The 18,021-nt window shown below is 62.2% G+C and carries 22 protein-coding genes; 13 read left to right on the forward strand and 9 right to left on the reverse strand.

Annotated features, from left to right (window positions below; translation table 11 throughout):
• The first annotated feature begins 55 nt into the window (after positions 1–55).
• The 5 genes from EI545_RS21795 (at position 56) to EI545_RS17825 (ending at position 4,688) form a co-directional block, all read left to right on the forward strand.
• Positions 56–673 (forward strand): TetR family transcriptional regulator, encoded by a 618-nt coding sequence (locus tag EI545_RS21795; protein ID WP_125326708.1) that lies wholly within the window; start codon positions 56–58, stop codon positions 671–673.
• A gap of 5 nt (positions 674–678) precedes the next feature.
• The gene (locus EI545_RS17815; protein WP_245990159.1) at positions 679–2,961 is read left to right on the forward strand and encodes a prolyl oligopeptidase family serine peptidase; all 2,283 of its coding nucleotides are present in this window, start codon (positions 679–681) and stop codon (positions 2,959–2,961) included.
• 123 nt (positions 2,962–3,084) lie between these two features.
• Positions 3,085–3,228, forward strand: a complete 144-nt coding sequence (locus tag EI545_RS21425) for a hypothetical protein (protein WP_164517337.1) — start codon at positions 3,085–3,087, stop codon at positions 3,226–3,228.
• The gene (locus EI545_RS17820; protein WP_125326709.1) at positions 3,225–3,644 is read left to right on the forward strand and encodes a GNAT family N-acetyltransferase; all 420 of its coding nucleotides are present in this window, start codon (positions 3,225–3,227) and stop codon (positions 3,642–3,644) included. The genes EI545_RS21425 and EI545_RS17820 overlap by 4 nt, the downstream gene beginning before the upstream one ends.
• A gap of 54 nt (positions 3,645–3,698) precedes the next feature.
• On the forward strand, positions 3,699–4,688 hold the full coding sequence (locus EI545_RS17825; protein WP_125327679.1) for a CPBP family intramembrane glutamic endopeptidase: 990 nt from the start codon (positions 3,699–3,701) through the stop codon (positions 4,686–4,688).
• Positions 4,689–4,801: 113 nt separating this feature from the next.
• Here the strand turns inward: EI545_RS17825 and EI545_RS17830 are convergent, their stop codons facing one another.
• Positions 4,802–5,626: an NAD(P)H-binding protein gene (locus tag EI545_RS17830; protein WP_125326710.1), complete on the reverse strand. Its 825-nt coding sequence runs from the start codon at positions 5,624–5,626 to the stop codon at positions 4,802–4,804.
• A complete protein-coding gene (locus EI545_RS17835) occupies positions 5,626–6,063 on the reverse strand; it encodes a nuclear transport factor 2 family protein (protein ID WP_125326711.1) in 438 nt (145 codons plus the stop codon). Before EI545_RS17835 ends, EI545_RS17830 begins: the two co-directional genes overlap by 1 nt.
• Before the next feature lie 56 nt (positions 6,064–6,119).
• Between EI545_RS17835 and EI545_RS17840 the strand changes: the two genes are divergently transcribed.
• Positions 6,120–6,743: a TetR-like C-terminal domain-containing protein gene (locus tag EI545_RS17840; RefSeq protein ID WP_125326712.1), complete on the forward strand. Its 624-nt coding sequence runs from the start codon at positions 6,120–6,122 to the stop codon at positions 6,741–6,743.
• Between the two features lie 41 nt (positions 6,744–6,784).
• Here EI545_RS17840 and EI545_RS17845 read toward each other — a convergent pair whose 3' ends face one another.
• Both EI545_RS17845 and map read right to left on the reverse strand, forming a co-directional pair.
• Positions 6,785–7,720, reverse strand: a complete 936-nt coding sequence (locus EI545_RS17845; RefSeq protein ID WP_125326713.1) for an alpha/beta hydrolase — start codon at positions 7,718–7,720, stop codon at positions 6,785–6,787.
• 70 nt (positions 7,721–7,790) lie between these two features.
• Entirely contained in the window at positions 7,791–8,645 is an 855-nt protein-coding gene (gene map, locus EI545_RS17850) for a type I methionyl aminopeptidase (RefSeq protein WP_425471590.1), read from the reverse strand.
• A gap of 116 nt (positions 8,646–8,761) precedes the next feature.
• Between map and EI545_RS17855 the strand changes: the two genes are divergently transcribed.
• Positions 8,762–8,968, forward strand: coding sequence for a ParD-like family protein (locus EI545_RS17855; protein WP_125326714.1), 207 nt, complete (start codon positions 8,762–8,764; stop codon positions 8,966–8,968).
• A gap of 137 nt (positions 8,969–9,105) precedes the next feature.
• On the opposite strand, the gene EI545_RS17860 is transcribed toward EI545_RS17855, so the two are convergent.
• Positions 9,106–10,050 carry an alpha/beta hydrolase family protein gene (locus EI545_RS17860; protein WP_125326715.1) on the reverse strand — a complete coding sequence of 315 codons (945 nt, stop codon included), beginning with the start codon at positions 10,048–10,050 and terminating at the stop codon, positions 9,106–9,108.
• Between the two features lie 70 nt (positions 10,051–10,120).
• The gene (locus tag EI545_RS17865) at positions 10,121–10,879 is read right to left on the reverse strand and encodes an SDR family oxidoreductase (protein WP_125326716.1); all 759 of its coding nucleotides are present in this window, start codon (positions 10,877–10,879) and stop codon (positions 10,121–10,123) included.
• A 120-nt stretch (positions 10,880–10,999) separates the two neighbouring features.
• Here EI545_RS17865 and EI545_RS17870 point away from each other — a divergent pair, with 120 nt between their 5' ends.
• On the forward strand, positions 11,000–11,908 hold the full coding sequence (locus EI545_RS17870; protein ID WP_245990161.1) for an AraC family transcriptional regulator: 909 nt from the start codon (positions 11,000–11,002) through the stop codon (positions 11,906–11,908).
• Between the two features lie 84 nt (positions 11,909–11,992).
• Here EI545_RS17870 and EI545_RS17875 read toward each other — a convergent pair whose 3' ends face one another.
• Both EI545_RS17875 and EI545_RS17880 read right to left on the reverse strand, forming a co-directional pair.
• A complete protein-coding gene (locus tag EI545_RS17875) occupies positions 11,993–12,400 on the reverse strand; it encodes a DUF6220 domain-containing protein (protein WP_125326718.1) in 408 nt (135 codons plus the stop codon).
• Positions 12,401–12,403: 3 nt separating this feature from the next.
• Positions 12,404–12,982, reverse strand: coding sequence for an NAD(P)H-dependent oxidoreductase (locus tag EI545_RS17880; RefSeq protein ID WP_125326719.1), 579 nt, complete (start codon positions 12,980–12,982; stop codon positions 12,404–12,406).
• Between the two features lie 91 nt (positions 12,983–13,073).
• Between EI545_RS17880 and EI545_RS17885 the strand changes: the two genes are divergently transcribed.
• The gene (locus EI545_RS17885; RefSeq protein WP_125326720.1) at positions 13,074–13,979 is read left to right on the forward strand and encodes a LysR family transcriptional regulator; all 906 of its coding nucleotides are present in this window, start codon (positions 13,074–13,076) and stop codon (positions 13,977–13,979) included.
• A 92-nt stretch (positions 13,980–14,071) separates the two neighbouring features.
• Here the strand turns inward: EI545_RS17885 and EI545_RS17890 are convergent, their stop codons facing one another.
• Entirely contained in the window at positions 14,072–15,022 is a 951-nt protein-coding gene (locus EI545_RS17890; RefSeq protein ID WP_125326721.1) for a LysR family transcriptional regulator, read from the reverse strand.
• Positions 15,023–15,180: 158 nt separating this feature from the next.
• On the opposite strand from EI545_RS17890, the gene EI545_RS17895 reads away from it, so the two are divergent.
• The 4 genes from EI545_RS17895 to dusA all read left to right on the forward strand — a co-directional run bounded on the left by EI545_RS17895 (position 15,181) and on the right by dusA (position 17,991).
• Positions 15,181–15,372 carry a hypothetical protein gene (locus EI545_RS17895; RefSeq protein WP_125326722.1) on the forward strand — a complete coding sequence of 64 codons (192 nt, stop codon included), beginning with the start codon at positions 15,181–15,183 and terminating at the stop codon, positions 15,370–15,372.
• Positions 15,365–15,763 (forward strand): RidA family protein, encoded by a 399-nt coding sequence (locus EI545_RS17900; protein ID WP_125326723.1) that lies wholly within the window; start codon positions 15,365–15,367, stop codon positions 15,761–15,763. The genes EI545_RS17895 and EI545_RS17900 overlap by 8 nt, the downstream gene beginning before the upstream one ends.
• Positions 15,764–15,836: 73 nt before the next feature.
• Positions 15,837–16,754, forward strand: coding sequence for an alpha/beta fold hydrolase (locus EI545_RS17905; protein WP_125326724.1), 918 nt, complete (start codon positions 15,837–15,839; stop codon positions 16,752–16,754).
• A gap of 292 nt (positions 16,755–17,046) precedes the next feature.
• A complete protein-coding gene (dusA, locus tag EI545_RS17910) occupies positions 17,047–17,991 on the forward strand; it encodes a tRNA dihydrouridine(20/20a) synthase DusA (protein ID WP_245990163.1) in 945 nt (314 codons plus the stop codon).
• Positions 17,992–18,021 lie beyond the last annotated feature (30 nt).

Here is an 18,021-nt window from a genome sequence, read left to right on the forward strand (position 1 = left end):
AAAGCATTGGGTGTCCGACACCTTCTTGGTCCCGAAGGAGCGAACGGAGGGAAGAATGACAGACGGATCGAGACTGGAGGACGCCCGGCTTGACGTATCCCGACATGCAGCAAAGCTTTTCTGGGACAAGGGTTTCGATGCGACGAGCGGTGACGACATAGCTGCTGCGGCTGGCATATCGACGCGAACTGTCTGGCGATACTTCCGATCCAAGGAAGCCTGCGTCGAGCCGGTGCTGAAAGTCAGCGAACTGCGCTTCGCAGCGCTGCTGAAGCAATGGCCGAGAACCGAGAGCATCGACACATTCCTGTCCCGTTCCATGACGGCATTCGCCTCTGACGACGCCTTCGTCCGGGACAGCATCGCTGCCGTCCGGATCCTCGCTATCCTGCATCGCGAGCCAGCCCTCCGTTCGGCTTGGCTCATGGCGTGCCACGCGGCGGAGATGGAGCTTGTCGGAGTCATCGCGCGCCGCGTGTCGCGGGCTGCGGACGATTTCGACGTCAGGCTATGCGCAGCTTCCGTCACGGCGGCAATGCGGCTCGTGGACGAAGAGATCAGTTCGGCCGTCATCAACGACGGCCTGCGTGTGAGTTCAGAAGAAGCGACGTCCCGCATCATCTCGGCGATCCGGGCAGGTGCCACACTCCCCATTTGCGACGCCGTCGCCTGACGGCGGTGTCCGATCTCTGGCCGAAGCGCCAAGAGAAAAAACAAGGAGACGAAACCATGACTGCAAAGTTCACCCGGTTCGCCGGACGCAAGTCCACGAGCAGATTGTGCAGAGGACGCACGGAAAGAAAGGGAAGGGTCCCGACAAAAATGAACCTTCTTCGCGGGGCTGCGGTGGCGCTGGTCACATTTATCGCCCCAGCACTTGCAGAGGAGACACCGACGATGACCTACCCGGAAACACGTAAAGGCGATGCCGCAGAGGTGCACTTTGGCGTCACTGTCGCCGACCCGTTCCGCTGGCTGGAAAACGACGCGCGAAAGGATGCCGAGGTTGCACAATGGATCGAGGCGCAAAATGCCCTTTCCGCACCCTACCTGAAAGGCCTTCCTCACCGGGACGTCTTCCATCGCCGGCTGACGGCCATCTTGGACCACAAAACCCTGGCCCCACCGGTCGAGCGTTACGGTCGCTACTTCTTCACCCGGACCGGCGGGCTTGACAGTCAAACGCAGCTTTTGGTTCGCGACGGCGCCGATGGCGTGGATCGTGTCCTGATCGACCCGAACACCTGGTCGGACGACGGCACCGTTGCCCTGGCCGAATGGGCAGCCTCTGGCGATGGCGCGTTTGTGGCTTTTGCCATGCAGGACGGCGGGTCGGACTGGCGGACCATTCGGGTGATGAACACGGCGACGGGCGAGACACTCGACGACAAGGTGGAATGGGCCCGGTTCAGCAACATTGCCTGGCATCCAGATGGTTCGGGGTTCTACTATTCCCGGTTTCCCGAACCCGAGGCAGGTGCAGCCTTCAGCGCCAGTGTTGATGGCCACGCCGTCTATTTTCACGCTCTCGGTTTGAACCAATCGGAGGATCGGCTGATCCATCCGCCGACACCGGGGCAAGCGCTGCTGCACACGGTCGATGTCACGCCGGATGGCCGTTATCTGATCGTCTACACGTCGGCCCTGACCGGTGGCGTCGCAGTCACCGTGACAGACCTGTCTTCCGCCGATCCCGCGCCTGAAACCATCGTCGAAAGCTACGATGACAGTTGGGTCCTGCTGGGCAACGTCGGCACGAAACTCTTTTTTGCGACACAGAAGGATGCGCCCCGGGGTCGGATCGTGACGCTGGACATGTCGGAACCGCAGTGCGCGTTTTCCGAACTGATTCCGGAACGGTCCGATGCGGTTTTGCGCGAAGGCGGGTCAGCGGTCTTGGGCGACCGGATCCTCCTCTCCTACACGATTGACGTCCAGTCGCAGGTCGAGCTTTACCAGCTGGATGGCACGTTCGACGGCACTGTCCCGCTGCCGGGGCCGGGTAGCACCGGGATCGTCCGCGGCCGTCCCGGCGCAAACGAAGCGTTTTTTGGCTTCACCAGTTATGATGCGCCGCTGACCGTTTTGCGCCTCGACGTGGATGCCAAACGCACGACAGTCTGGGCCGAGCCCGACATCGCTGTCGATCTCGACAGGATCACTGTGGAACCGCACTTCTACACCTCGAAGGATGGAACGCGGGTGCCCCTGTTCATCGTCCGGCGCAAGGACATCGAAGGTCCGGCACCCACGATGCTCCATGCTTATGGCGGTTTCGGGATCAGCATGGTGCCCCATTTCTCACCCGCCGCCATGGCCTGGGTCGAACAGGGCGGCGTCTATGCTTTGGCAAACATTCGGGGCGGGGGCGAATACGGCCAAGCATGGCATCATGCCGGTCGGCGCGGCAACAAGCAGAATGTGTTCGACGACTTCATCGCTGCCAGTGAGTATCTGATCGACCAAGGCATCACGCCGTCTGATGGCCTCGCGATCCATGGTGAATCCAACGGTGGGTTGCTGATCGGCGCCGTCGTCAATCAAAGACCGGACCTGTTCGCGGCAGCTTTGCCGGGGGTTGGGGTCCACGACATGCTGCGTTTCGATCGCTTCACGAGCGGAGCCACTTGGGTTGAGGAGTTTGGTAGCCCTGCCGTCAAGGAAGAGTTCCACACCCTTCTTTCGTATTCGCCTCTCCATACAATCCGCGAGGGTGCTCGCTACCCGGCAATTCTTGTCACCACGGCGGACACGGACAACAGGGTCGTCCCGGCTCATTCGTTCAAATATGCGGCCGCATTGCAGGCCGTCGACATCGGGACCCGGCCCCACCTTCTGCGCGTGGAAACCCGCGCCGGTCACGGGGCTGGAAAGCCAACAGACATGGTCATCGAAGAGCTCGCTGACATGTGGGCCTTTGCTGCCCATTGGACCGGGCTTGAGGTCACCACTGTCGATTGAGAGCTTTGGAACGGGGGCACCTTTCCGTTTTGAGATTGCGCATCAGCCCGTTCGGCCAAGGTGGCCGATCGGACTTCATCGAAAGGTTTTCAGGACCACCAACAGGAAGGGAATGAGCACGCCATGAGAGAACCGGAGAACAACGAAGCCAAGAACGGCGTCACGCTGGACGAGCGTGTCGGCATGTCCTTGCCGGACGAACATGATGCCATCGTCCGCGCGATGCCAGACTGCTGGGATCAAACTTACCGGAGGATGCAAGCATGACCGAGATCCGTCCTGCCGAAGGTTCCGAGGATGAGGCCCGCGACCGCATTCTGGCGCTTCTTGATTGCCACTCCAAGGCGATCGGGAAGTCATTCAAGTCCGAGGTGGTGGCATTCGAGGTGCATGAGGAAGGTGTTTACCTTGGTGGTCTTTCCGCCCGTTTTTCCCCGGACTTGAAACGGGTGTTTGTCGAGCTTCTGGCGGTGGCCGAGGAAGGCCGCGGCAAGGGGATCGGTGGCCAACTGATGGCGCGCATGGAGGAAGAAGCACGCTTGCGGGGGATGGAGGGCATATGGCTCGACACATTCTCGTTTCAGGCGCCCGAATTCTACAAGCGTCTGGGCTACAGCGAGTTTGGCCGTATCGACGGCTATCCCGGGAACGCGGCCCGGCACTTTCTCCTGAAGCGGCTCTGACCCTTTGGACGCGGCAGGACGCCCCTAGCGGGCTGAGTGAAGGAAAGGAAGACTATGTGCAGCAAGGCTGAGAGTTGGTTCCTGCGACCCGACAAGACGACAAGACCCCCTCAAGTGCCGGCAGAAACCGAATATCATCGTGTTTTCGCGGGCGAAGAGCGGCGGATTTCCCGCGGCTTCGTTGCGATCATCCTGCTGTTTGCCGGCCTCATTGGCTTTGCGCAAGTGTGCCTCGCTATCGCCTCGACAATCGACACCCAGCTCCTGGGTCGCACAGGGTTCACCCCTTTGAAGCACGCTGCCGGCGCGTTCGCTTTAGCTTTGCTCATTCCATACAGCATGCTGCTTCAGCGCTGGCTCTATCACATTCCCGCCCGCTCACTGCATTCGGTCGCCGGAAGCTTCCGGTTCGGGGTGTTCGGCCGATCCCTGCTTGCTTTCGGCCCCTTCCTCCTTGTCGTCATGTCCGTCGGGTTTCTTCTGACACCCGGTGACACGATCGCATGGAGCGCGGCCGATCTGGTCGCATTCTTCGTCATCGGCATGACGCTTATTCCACTGGCGGCCGCTGGGGAGGAGTACGGGCTGCGCGGCTTGATGTTCCGCGTTGTTGGCAGTTGGACACGCGGGCCCCTTGCTGGCGCGATCCTCGGTATCATTGTCACGACCGTCGTTTTCTCCCTGCTTCACGGCACTCTCGACCCCTACATCCTCGGCTCATACCTCGTGCTTTTCGGTGCGATGGCCATCATAACCTGGCGGACGGGGGGTCTTGAGGTCGCCGTTGTGCTGCACGCGGTCTACAACGTCAGTGCCCTTGTCCTTGCCACGACACTGCACCTCGACCTGGGAGGCGACCTTAGCAACCGTGGCGAGATAGCCGGGACCCCCGCCAACCTCGTCCCGAGCGCCGGGCTTGCGGTGATCACCGCGATTGTTTGGTGGACAACGCGAAAGTCCGGACCCGCGCGGACACCAGCTATATCGGGCGAAAAACTGAATCGGCGGGCGGCGGAGTTGTCTGAGACGGGTGGCGATCCGTGATCTATTGCCGCACAAGTCAATCAATCTGCCCTGAGGTGCGGCACTGGGTAAATGTAAGGCAATTCAATCGCAGCCCTTCGACAATATCAGGTCGTGCGCCACTGCCTTGCGCGTCACTTCCAATTTTCGACGACTCGGTTGGCAAAGGCGCGGAATGACGTCGGCTGCTGCCCTGTCATCTGCTCAACGCTCGACGTCGTGTAATCTTCAACGCCTGCCGCGATGTCCGCGTCCAAGTCTGTGAGCGTCTTGGCGTAGTCAGGTGGCAGTCCCTGCGCCACAAAGCGCGCTATCAGCGCGGCCGGGTCAAGCGACACGTGGCGCACGGGCCTGCCAAGTGCCGCAGTGATGATTGCGGCGGTATCGTCGTAGCTCAACGCTTCCGGCCCCGTCAGCACGACGTCAGAATTGAGAGGCGTTGTGGCCGACAAGCAGGCGGCAGCCGTGGCGGCGATGTCCTCGGCGTCGATGAAGCCGACACGCCCAGAGCCTGTCGCAGTGTAGATGATCCCTTCTTCTCGTATCGTCGCGGCGTGCGGCCCTTCGGAGAAGTTCTGCATGAACCATGAGGGGCGCAGGACTGCCCACTCCGGGGCGCATTCGGCCAGCCATGCATGAACCTCTCCCATCATGGGGCCGCCGGGCTCAAGAAGCGACGAGCTGAGCAGAACAAAGCGCCGGACGCCCCGCTCCATGGCTGCCTCCAGAAGCGGTTGCATGACGGCCAAATGGTCGGTGCGATCGGTCGGCGCGACAAGGTAGACCGCATCGCAGCCATGGAAGGCCGAGGCCGCAGACGGATCTGCCCAATCAAATCGCCTGTCCTTGGGACCATCGGGCCTGCGTGTGCCAATCGCGACGTCGATGCCTTTGGCAGTCAAGCTGGACGCCACGCGACGGCCTGTCTTGCCTTTGCCTCCGGTGATGAGAACCCGCATCACGCTGCCCCTGCAAACGCCGCGGCGGCGGCCTCGGTGCCGCCTAAGGCCGTCAGCACGACGAGCGGGTTCCAATAGTCGCGGTAGTGCGCAATGCGCCCTTCCCGCAAGGTGACCACCGAAATGTAAACCTGATTGTAAGGCGCACCTGTGGCCACGCCCTCGCCGGTGCAGGAAAACTCGAAGATTACTGTTCCATCAACGGCATAAACATTGCCTAGCTTCATTGTCCCAAACGTGAGCAACGGGCCAAGCCTTTCCAGATGAGCTGCAAGGGCAGCCTTGCCTTCCAGCCGCCTGGGCAGCCCCTCAGGCGCATAGGGAAACTCGAAGATCACATCATCTGCGAACAGGCCGAGCATGCTGTCCGCAGAGGCGAGCCGGTCACCTAGTGCGGCGCGAAGCAGGTCAGAGAAGTTATCGAACTTGTCAGACATGGTAGAACCTCCTATGGATGGAACGGTAACGTATCGACGATATAGGGAGGTTTACGTTGGAACGCAACCGTTCCGTCCTAAAATCCAGACGCAAGCCTTCCGGGGCTGCCGTCCAACGCGCCGATCTGACCGACGCGCTTTATCGCGCATTCTTCGAGGAATGGGCGGAACGCGGCTTCGCGGCCATAAGCCTTGAAAGAGTTGCCGCCAAAGCCGGGGCCGGCAAAGCCGCGATCTACCGTCGCTTTTCGTCGCACCACGAATTCGCAGCAGCTGCAGTGACCACGCTTGGGCTGACGATGGCCATGCCCGAAGATCACGGAAGCCTTGAGGCCGATGTTCTGGCCTTCCTGACCCGACTGAGAGCGGTCCTTCGCCACCCCATGATCCGTCGCATCCTGCCGGACCTTCATGCCGAGGCTGCGCGGTCTGCTCCGATGCGGGAGCTGAACACCCGGGTGGCCAAGGCACGCCGGGTACAGGCGCAGGTGCTTCTGGACCGCGCGATTGACCGGGGCGAGTTGGAACGAACCGTTGATCGCGATTTGGCCCTCGATCTGCTTCCCGCACCGCTTTACTGGCGCATGGTGGTCTTGGGGGTCACGCCGACGCGCGGCCAACTCGCGGCCGAAGCAATCGCAATTGTTGCAGCATTAAAGGCGTCCGCTCGCCAGTGCTGACTTCCCTCGAACCATCGTGCTGTCGCCCGGATGGCTACCTTCTACTCTTTAGTTATTCCTGCAACGAATGTCGCAACGGCATCCACGACCTCAGAAGAAATCGGCAGGTTTGGATTGGCGTAAGTCGCAAGGTTCGCTGAGGGATCATCGGATGCCACAAGCTTAAGGACGTGATTGACGTCCGGAACCAGTGCGAGCGTGGAGCGGGGCGCCGCATCTGCCAGCATGCGTGCGTCCGCGACGCTGACTTGCAGGTCGCGTGTGCCTTGGACCACGAGCATCGGAGCCCTGATTTGGGCTGCCAGTTTCATCGGGTCGTAGGACATCGCGTCGATCAGGAAACTCTGAACGTCTGGCGCAAAAAGGGGGAGTAGCGCGGCATTCATCGCGCTCACATCGACCCGCTTTCCGCGCCTCAGCGCCGCAAGCGCTGTTTCGGACTCCTCCAGGAAAGGTGCATTCGCAGGGTTGGCGCGCAGCTGCTCGCGTATCACCTCGTCCAAGGGTCGGCCTATGCTTGCGATCAAGATCAACCCGCAATCGCCTGGCATGCGCGCCATGGCTGAAAGGGCGACAAGGCCGCCCTCGCTGTGTCCAATGGGGATGACGCAGCGCGTGCCTTTTTCTGCGGGCAGCCGCTCCCGGATCGCGTTTGTCCAAGCAAGAAGGTCGTCGCCATAGCTTGCGATTGTCGCGTCATTCGGGTTTGAAATTGCGCCCTCGGAACCGAACATGCCGCGCTTGTCGATGCGGACCGAAGGATAGCCCCGCCTGGCCAGCGCTTCGGCAAGCAGTCTGTAAGGCGCAGCCGCGATGCCCAGAGGCGAATTGCCGTCGCGGTCGGTTGGTCCGGAGCCGGGCACGATCAGAAACACCGGCGTCTTGTTCGGAAGCGGCCCATGTTCGGACGGCAGGGTCAGGGTCCCCTTGAGCAGGCCCATCGGGCCCGGAGCGGTCAATTCTTCCTGATACACCATCTTCTTTCCTGCTTAATCAATGGTATCGGTCGGGGCGCTAGCAAGCGAAGCCAACCAGACGGCCACCCGTTCAGGCATGAACGGCTGCAAGGTCGACGCCCGGGGCATGCAGTCCTTGGGGCGAGAGGGTAAAGATCTCGAACCCTTCTGCGGTCACGCCGATCGAATGCTCGAACTGGGCCGACAATGACCTGTCCCGCGTCACGGCGGTCCAGTCGTCGGATAGCATCGTCACGTCCGGCCTCCCCAGATTGATCATCGGTTCTACCGTGAAGATCATCCCCTCTCGAAGCTCTGGTCCAGTGTTCTGTCTGCCGAAATTCAGGATATTGGGCGAGTCGTGAAACACTTGCCCGATTCCGTGACCGCAAAAGTCGCGGACTACCGAACATCGCTCCAGGGCCGCGTAACTCTGGATGGCATGGCCGATATCGCCCAGCCGAGCGCCCGGACGGACCGCCCGGATGCCTCGCATCATCGCCTCATGGGCAATGCGGACCAGCCGCTCGGCTGCTCTCTTCGGGCGTCCGACAGCGTACATGCGGCTGGAGTCGCCATACCAGCCGTCAAGGACCAGCGTCACGTCCACGTTCACGATGTCGGCTTCCCGCAGCTTTCTTGCATTCGGAAAACCGTGGCACACAACGTGATTGATCGATGTGCAGCAGGCGTATTCGTAGCCCTTGTAACCCAGTGTCGCAGGTCTGGCGCCATGCGATGCGGCGAAGTCGAGGACGAAAGTGTTGATCTCGGCCAGAGGCGTGCCGTCCCGGACAAGAGCAGCAACGCCGTCTAGACATCTCGCGGTCAATGCCCCGGCGCGGCGCATCCCGGCGAATGCGTCCGGTCCGTAAAGCTTGATGCTCTCGGTCCTCCGGGCGCTGTGCGCGGGCGGAGCGACAGGCACGTTGATATAGGTTTCCACCCGATGTCCTTTCTTCTTGGTGCTATTGTCTTGTCGGTGGCTGCCGATTGACGGGCGAAGACACCGAATATACGATACATATATGATTCGTATATTGACGAAAAGGACTGATCCGAATGGGCATCGTGAAGATCGCCGACCACCTGCATGAGGAACTGCGCAAGACAAGCGCAGTCATGTGCCGCTCGATCAACGCCCAAGCCGAGTTCTGGATGAAGGTCGGCATGTTGGCTGAGGCGAACCCGAGCCTGTCCTTCACCGAAATCATGGCTCAGCAACGCAAGCATGCCGCGGTCGAAGTGCCCGCGATCGACGCCGCCTGACAGGGCGGCTTTCGTGTCTTCTTCCCGCACACTGACGCGACAGGCGGTGAGTTGGGACAGATGCCATTCGGGTTAACACCCGTGAAACGGATGAGGCAGAGTCCGGTGCCTACCGGCAACAGCTGCTGTCGCCGAAGCTAGCCGCGCTTTTCAGCCAGAACTGCCAGATCTGCGGCTGCGCCGTTCAGGCCGGCTCGTCCCTCGTCCCACAACTTCATGTCGATGCCAAAACTCCTGCAAAGCCAAGCCAATGTCAGGCGTCGCGTCGCTTCCAGCGCGTCAGGCACCTCGGCCTCGGTCTCCTTGGCGTCCAGGCCTGCGATGCCTCCAAGTCCGTGGCCCACCCCTGAAACGGTCAGCAGGGCGTCCGCTCCCGGGGCGTCAGTGAAAGCGTCAGCATGCCAGTCGGGGCCGCGCGGTGTGAAGTGCGGATTGTCCTCGGCTCCGCAGACCACGAGGATCGGCTTTCGGATCGCGCTGTAATCCACATCGAAGAAGGGAAATAGTGCAGCGCTTTCCGAGGTCAAATCGCCTCCACCCCGACCGGGGGCAGCCAACAGGACACCCGCTCCGATCCGCGGGTCGGAAAAATCCTCCCCCTGCAGCCGTGCGCCAAGCAAAAGCGCCGACGTGTGGCCTCCGAATGAATGCCCGGCGACCGCGATCCGATCGTGGTTCAGGCGCCCCGCCACCGCTGGAGCCTGTCGCTCCACCTCGTCAAGCTGGTCAAGGATCGCGCGCAGTTCAGCCACCCTCTCGCGCCAGTAAAAGGGTGCCTCCGGCCGCTCGGGGCCAAGCCCGCCCACTCGTGAGCTTGCGTGGGTCGGCTGGATGACTGCAAGGCCGCGTTCTGCCCAGAACTGGACCAGCGGGGCGTAGCCGTCCTTCGAGGGAATGTACTGCGACGGCCCGTGCCCGTGGGAAAATAGCACGATGGGAAGGTCACGGCCCGATGCTGGCGCGGTCAGCCGCAGTTCCAGGGCGGGACGGTTCGGCAGGGTCAGCCGGATCGGTGTATAGGCGACGGTCATTCCAGCCTCGGGCGCCGGCAGTTGCCGGGCGAGGTCAATCAAACGGTTCATTCTTGTAGTCTCCATGAGAAGGCACGGCAGGTCTTACCGACCGCCGCAGCCTTGTTGAGGAAGGGGCGCTTCACGCCGCGCAGCGACCCGCTTCTCGGTATAGGGCCTCGGCATCGGCTCCTGCCGGCAGCATCATCGGGGCGTTGACATCGGTGACGGCGCGCCAGACCGCGTTCGCCACGTCAAGGGCCGACGTCTTCTCGGTCGCATTCCGCAGCGACTGGAAATAGGCTTGGACGAAGGAGCCGTAGGCATCGGGCACGTCCATGCCCATGCGCGTCACGGCGTTCTTGCCGAAAGACGTTTCCGGCGCGCTGCCCGGCAGAACGAGACGAGCCCGTACGCCAAACTCGGCGGCTTCTAGTGCGAAACTTTCCGTGAAGGCATTCACCGCCGCCTTGCTTGCAGAGTAGATCGACAGCGCAGGCAACGGGCGCAGCGTGACGCTGGAGCTGATGTTGACGATCACGCCATTTCGGCGCTGGCGCATTGCGGGCATTACAGCCTGTGTCATTGCCATTGTGCCGAGAACATTGATGTCGAAAAGCTCGCGCGCTTTGTCGATCTCGGCACCTTCCAGCACATTCAGCATCCCGACGCCGGCGTTGTTGACCAGCGCATCGATGGGCCCGGCTTCGGCCAGCGCGGCCTCGATGCTCAGGCGCTGTGTCACGTCCAGCGAAAGGATGCGAAGCCGATCCAAGTTGGGCAATCCGTCCGTTGCGGGGGTGCGCATCGTCGCGATGACCTCCCAGCCTTCGTCCAGGAAGCGTGCAGCGATGGCTCGTCCGAAGCCCGAGGAGCAACCGGTGATAAGAATACGGGGCATAAGGCCTCTCCTTTTCTGTGTGATGGGGAGATAGACCCGAAAGGTCGGACCATCTATATTCAGAAATCCATAATTCGTTATAGAAAGTCCAAACGGATGCCCGAACTTGCCCCAGACCCGTTGTCCAGCGTCGTCGCGCTTCTCAAACCTCGTCCGGAAATCTCGAAGATGATTGTGGCCGGAGGGCGCTGGCAGGTCGAACGCACCGACATGGTCAGCACGTTCTACGCAGCCATAGTCGAAGGCCGCGCGCGTCTGGTGGTCAAGGGGCGGCAGCCGGTCATGCTGGAGGCAGGCGACTTCATCATGGTGCCGGCACTGGACAGTTTCACGATGACCAGCGAAGTCCCGCCGCAACCTGGCGCGGCGCGGCTTCCGCTCGAAACAGGACCGGGCATATTCCGACTTGGCCCGGCGGACAGCCCGGTCGAGATGCGGGCTTTGGTAGGGCACTGCCGGTTCGACGCGCCAGACCGGGCCCTGCTGATTTCCCTGCTTCCGCAGATGATCCATGTCTCTGGGCACGACCGGCTGAGCGCACTTGTGCCAATGATTCACGACGAGACACGCGCCGACCGGGCCGCCCGCGCCATGATCCTCGAACGGTTGCTGGAAGTCCTGATGATTGAGGCGTTGCGGTCAAGCCCCGGTCACGAGCGGCCGCCGGGACTGTTGCGTGGATTGTCAGACCCGGGGCTTGCTGCCGCGCTGCATCGGATCCATCACGCCACGGATAGTGCCCTGACGGTAACGGCACTGGCCCGAGAGGCCGGCATGTCACGTTCGGCCTTCTTTGACCGCTTCAGGTCCGCGCTCGGCTGCGCGCCCATGGAATATGTGAGGGCGTGGCGAATGGCGGTCGCGCGCGACCTCCTTCTACGCGGTCACCTCACCAACGCTGAAATCGCGCATCGGGTCGGCTACGGCTCGGCCAGCGCGTTCACATTGGCTTTCCTTCGCCAAGAGGGGATAGCGCCCGGTCTGTGGGCCCAACGCCACACCGAGGGGCAGCGCCTTCGCAACGTCTGAAGCGACATCACGAAAAGGCGCAGGCTCCCGGTGCTCTGAATGCCATGCTGCGCGCAGGAATTCTTGTCACGTAAGTCGCTTGGGTCAGTCTCCGTCGGTTTGTGCGGATCGGCGGCGCTCGACCTTTAACAGGAAAACAAGTGAGGCCGTCAGCAGCAGTGCCGCGTTGAAGGGGTGAAGGGCGAGGGCGCCAGTTCCAGACATTGCCAGTACGAGTTGAACTCCATAGGCGATCACAAGCACCCCGGTCCACCATCCAAATCCGCGCAGCCGCGGCACGGCAAGGGAGTAGCAGAGAAGTGCAAGAACCGGGACGGCAATGACGCCGCCGATCGCGCCGTGAAGGTCCCAGGATAGACCACCAAAAAGCGCCTGACCTGCGAGGAGGAACTGAACGCCCAGAAGCGCGGGCAGGCCGTATGCCGCAGCAATGAACGGGGCAGGCGTGCCAAGGCCAAGATCGGTGAGAGTGTCGTGGGTCTGTTCTCTCATGGTTCAGGCCGCCTTCCGGGTGCGGGCGGGCGTCGCCGCGATGAAGCCCTGCAGGGCGCGGATATAGTCATCCTTGGCGGCGGCCAGTTCCGCAGGCTCCAGCCTGTCGGCTCGGAAGACCAAGTGCGGAGAATGCCACGGCAGGCCGCAACGCAGGGCTGTCGCTTTCAGCGGCGCCAGAAGTTCGTCCATGGTGAAGTGGTTGGCACCGCCGCGGCCGTAGGCGCCCGGCGTGTTCCCCGCTGTCGCGGCGATCATCAGCGGCGTGCCGGCCAGCTTGTCACCTTCTGTATGCGGGTGAATGTAGTACATCCGCGTCAGGACCGCATCCTGCCAGGCCTTCAGTAGAGGGGGGGTCGAATACCACTGAAGCGGAAACTGCAACACGATCCGGTCAGCTTCCAGAAGCGCGCGCGCTTCTGACACACTGTCCGTGTGCATGTCGATCACCCCATCGGGATACCGGGCCCGGATGTCTACCACCCGCGTACCGGGGATGGTCTGGGCAGCAGCTTGCAAGGCCGCGTTCGCTTTCGATTTCTCGATGTCGGGGTGAAAGAGCAGGATGAGAGTTTGGGTCATGGTGGCCTCCTTCGGCTTGTGAATGATCCAAAGATGGTCCCGCCAAGAAAATTCTTCCAATGGATATAAAGTATATCCTATTATCCAGAGTATGAATTTACGTGGCATCGACCTGAACCTACTCGTCATCCTCGACGCGCTCCTTGACGAGGCACATGTCAGCCGTGCGGCGCACCGGCTGAACCTGTCCCAACCCGCCGTATCGAGCGCTCTGCAGCGGTGCCGTGACCTCTTCGGCGACCGCTTGCTGGAGCGTGGACGCGGGGGCATGGCGCGCACTCCACTGGCAGAGACGCTGCGCGCACCGTTGAGGTCCATCCTGACCGAGGTGGAGACCTTGCTGGATCCGGAGGAAATGCCTCTGGAGCAGATTGAGCGCGTGGTTCGGATCACCACAGCGGACGATCCCGCTGCCCTGTTGGCCTGTCCGCTGGTCAAGGGTCTTGCAATGACCGCACCGGGCATCACAGTGGTGTTCCGACCTTGGCTTGGTCAGGACGCGGTAAAGCGGGAGCTTCTGGACGGGGATACGGACATTGCAATCGCGGTCTTTGATCGCGAGATCGAGAATATTGAAATCCGCTCGCTTTTCGATGCCGACTACGTCGTCGCAATGCGCAAGGGCCATCCCGCAGCCGCAGCCTTCGACCTCGATGCCTGGCTTGCCTGTCCGCATGTCGTTGTCTCCGGACGCGGCGACGTGCGCACGCCAATCGATGCCCAGCTTGCCAGCATGGGTTACCGGCGGCGCGTCGGGCTTGTCGTGCCATCATTCCAGCTCGTCCCGGCAGTGCTGGCAGCAACGGATATGATGGCAATGCTCCCGCAGCAGAGCATCGCTGTGCATGCGCATCTCGATCTGGCTGTCTTTCCCCCACCGGTCGCAGTCGATGGCTTCTCCCTGAACGTGGCATGGCATGCCCGGCAGAACCTCGACAGGGCCGTGCAGCACGTCTGCGAGATCGTGCGCCAGACCTTCGATCCGGCCCGCGCATAGTCTGTCGCGCGCCGGGAAGGATAGTTCCGGCTGGAAAGCGCGGCGCGGGTCCGTCAGCCCGTTCAGCCAACAATTTTGACGCCACAGGTAAGCTACACATCACCCAAACGGGGCCGAGCCGGATGACCGCTGAAGCGCTCGGGGAGCCGTTTCTCTCGGAACGCCGCATCGATCCAGTCGATGAAGGCCCGCGTCTTGGCCGGCAGAAGGCTCCGCGACGAGTAATACATCGAGATGCCGCCAGCGTCGGCATACCAGTCTGGCAAGAGGCGGATCAGGCGACCATCTTCAAGATCCGACAAGACCTCGGCCACCGCGAGGAGGGCGACGCCAAGCCCAAGGCGCGCGGCCTCGCGGATCGCGCTCGGCTCGTTCAGCACGATTGTCTCGGCAAGCGCCGCCGTCATTTCGCGGCCAGCCCCATTGCGCATGGTCCACTTTCGGATCCGGCCGGTCCTGAGCACGCGCATCGCGATACCGTCGAGGTCGGCCAGCCCGGCCGGATCGCTCGGCGCGGTTCGGCCCACCATGTAATCTGGCGCGGCGACCGCGACGACGTGGAGCGGCGCAAGCGTTCGGGCAACCGAGCCAGGCGACAGCTCAATCGCGCCACCGATGGCGGCGTCGTAACCTTCTGCAACCAGATCGACGACGCGGTTCTCAAGGTGCCATTCGGCCCGGATCAGAGGATACTGCGCGAGGAACCCGGGCAGGAGCGGCAGCACATGCGCCACCCCGAAGGAGGGGGCCATGCTGAGCTTCAGAAGACCCGCCGGTTTGGGTCCGTGTGCGGTGACAGCCGCAATCGCGCCCTGCAGCCGGTCCAGCGGGTCCCCTACCGAACCCAGAAAACTCTCCCCCGCTTCTGTCAGCTTCAGCCCCCGCGTCGAGCGGTAAAACAGCCGGACGCCCAGATTGCGCTCCAGAATGGCGACGTTGCGGCTGACCGCTGCTGGCGTCAGCCCTAACCGGCGGGCAGCCTCGGAGAAACTGCCGGACTCGGCACTCCGCACGAAGGCTTCAAGGTTTGAAAGAGTCTCCATAGCACCACCTTCAATGAATCGTTGAAGGAAAAGCAAGCCGTTCCGGACTAACGCCACCGACCCGCGTCAAGCACATTCACGCCAATCGCGAAGCAAAGTGGCGCAAAAGCCGATCCTGATGGCAGGCGTTCGGTCTTCTAAACCCATGGAGCAGAAACATGCCGTCCATTCCCAAACCGAGCCTGCTGCTCAGCCGTCGCGACGCACTGATCGCGGCGTCGGCGCTTGCGGTCGGTGCCGCTCCGATGGCTGCGTCGGCCGTGAGGGGTGTGCCGTCAACCACGCGCCGTTCTTTCACCCTCTTTCAGCTGACAGGCATCACGCCAACAAAGGATACCTACCATGTCTAAACGAACAGCGATCTTCCCCGCCAACCGACATGCACTCTATGAAGCGCATGGCTACTCCGCTGCGGTCCGCTCTGGCGATCTTCTTTTTGTCGCCGGGCAGGTCGGTAGCCGCAATGACGGCTCGCCTGAGCCGGACTTCGCGAAGCAGGTCGACCTTGCCTTCCAGAACCTCGAAGCCGTCCTGACGGCCGCCGGGGCGAGCTTCGACGACATCATTGATGTGACCACCTTCCACACCGACCCCGAAAAGCAGTTCGAGACGATCATGCCGGTGAAGAACAGGTTCTTCCCAGCGGCTCCCCACCCGACATGGACGGCAGTCGGCGTTAACTGGCTCGCCGGCTTCGATTTTGAAATCAAGGTGATCGCCCGCATTCCCGACCAAACCTAGCAGCCGCTGATCGGCCATGAGGGCTTGCCCAGACCAGAAGGCGAAAACCTCGGAAATCCGAAGGAGATTGAATATGCCGACTTTTCCCAAAAAGATCCGCTACAGGTCCCGTCAGATCGGCGACGTCGAGGTCTTCTATCGTGAGGCTGGACCGGCCGATGCCCCGGTCGTCCTGCTGCTGCACGGATTCCCGACGGCCAGCCACATGTTTCGTGACCTGATGCCGCTTCTGGCCGACCGCTACCGGCTCATCGCGCCCGACTTGCCCGGTTTCGGCCAGACCAAGGCGCCGCCACGCGGGACGTTCGACTATAGCTTCGACAGTCTTGCCCGGGTGATCGAAGGGTTCACCGAGGCCCTGTCGCTCGATCACTACGCGCTTTACATCTTCGACTATGGCGCGCCAGTCGGTCTGCGCCTCGCGATGCGTCACCCTGAACGGGTTTCCGCGATCATCAGCCAGAACGGCAACGCCTACACCGACGGTTTCAGTGACCAGTGGGGGCCGTGGGAGGAATACTGGCGCGATGCGAGCGATGCCAACCGCGAAGCCTGTCGCCCGTCGCTGTCAGCCGACACGATCAGGAACTGGCAATACGGCACCGGAGCCGATCCGGAGCGTCTTTCTCCCGATGGATACGAACTCGACATCGCCTATATGGCGCGACCGGGCGCAGAGGAAATCCAGCTCGACCTGATCCGCGACTACCGCACCAACGTGGCGCTTTATCCGGAATTCCAGGCGTATTTCCGCGCGCATCGCCCGCCGCTGCTGGCCACTTGGGGGCGTCATGATCCGGCCTTCATTCCCGCGGGTGCAACAGCCTACAAGCGTGACCTGCCGGACGCCGAAGTGCATTTGCTGGACGCGGGGCACTTCGCATTGGAGACGCACGCGGACGAAATCGCTGCGCGGATCCGTGAATTCCTCGGCCGCGTTCTGCCCATGAGGCACGAAGGCATCGAAACGCACTCGATGTCTGGAAACTGAATACCGGAATGACATGTCTCACATCCCCGAAGCCGCCTTGCAACAAGGCCTCGCCGTGCTGCGCCAGCGCCCGGAGGCGGGAGAGGACGCCGGCGCTCCCTGCGGCATAATGGCTTCTCTCCTTACCGCAGAAAACTGGCGCGCCAGGTCATGATCGCTCGCGAGGGGCGCCGCCTTGCTGTGTCGGGGTGGTTTCCCTACGGCACACATATCGGCTATAGGAAGGTCAACACGGATTGAAACACCAAGAAACAATATGGAAAAGCAACCACATAGGCTATCGGTCGCTCCGATGATGGACTGGACGGACCGGCATTGCCGGTTCTTCCACCGCCAGATGACGCGGCGCGCGATGCTTTACACCGAAATGGTGACCGCTCCGGCCATTGTCCACGGCCCGAAGCCTCGGCTGCTGGACTATTCCGGGGAGGAGCACCCGGTTGCCCTGCAACTTGGCGGGTCAGACCCGGCCGAACTGGGCCATGCGGTGCGGCTGTCGCGTCCATGGGGCTATGATGAGGTGAACCTCAACTGCGGCTGTCCGTCGGACAGGGTGCAGTCCGGTTGCTTCGGTGCCGTGCTGATGGAACGACCGGCGCTGGTGGCCGACTGCGTGCGCGCGATGATGGCAGAAACGGATGTGCCAGTCACGGTGAAATGCCGGATCGGAGTCGATGACCAAGACCCCGAAACCATCCTGCCTGAGTTCATCGAAACCATCGCCGGGGCAGGGGTCCGCCATGTCATCATCCACGCCCGCAAGGCCTGGCTGCAAGGCCTGTCCCCAAAGGAAAACCGCGAGATTCCGCCGCTGGATCATGACCTTGTGCTGCGGATGAAACAGCGGTTCCCGGAGCTTGCCATCAGCATCAACGGCGGCATCACCTCGCTGGATCAGGCGAAGGCCGTGCTGGCGGCGGGTCTTGACGGGGTAATGATCGGGCGCGCCGCCTATCACGATCCGGCCGCGACCCTGATCGGGGCAGATGCGCTTTGGGGCGATGATTTCGCGCCAGACGCTTTTGCCGTAGTAGAGGCCATGCGCCCCTACATGGCCGCGCATCTGGCAAATGGCGGCCGTCTGCACCAGATCACGCGGCATATGCTGGGCCTGTTCACCGGCCGCCCCGGCGCACGCGGATGGCGGCGGAACCTGTCCGAGGGCGCGTCGCGCGACGGGGCAGGGCTGCACACGATTGATCAGGCCCTAGACGCGGTTCTGGCCACCGCAGCCTGACCTGACCGCGACGCCCCGCAGCAGGCTTCC

It is taken from the genome of Tabrizicola piscis (genome assembly GCF_003940805.1).
In the GTDB taxonomy this organism is placed as follows: Bacteria; Pseudomonadota; Alphaproteobacteria; order Rhodobacterales; family Rhodobacteraceae; genus Tabrizicola; species Tabrizicola piscis.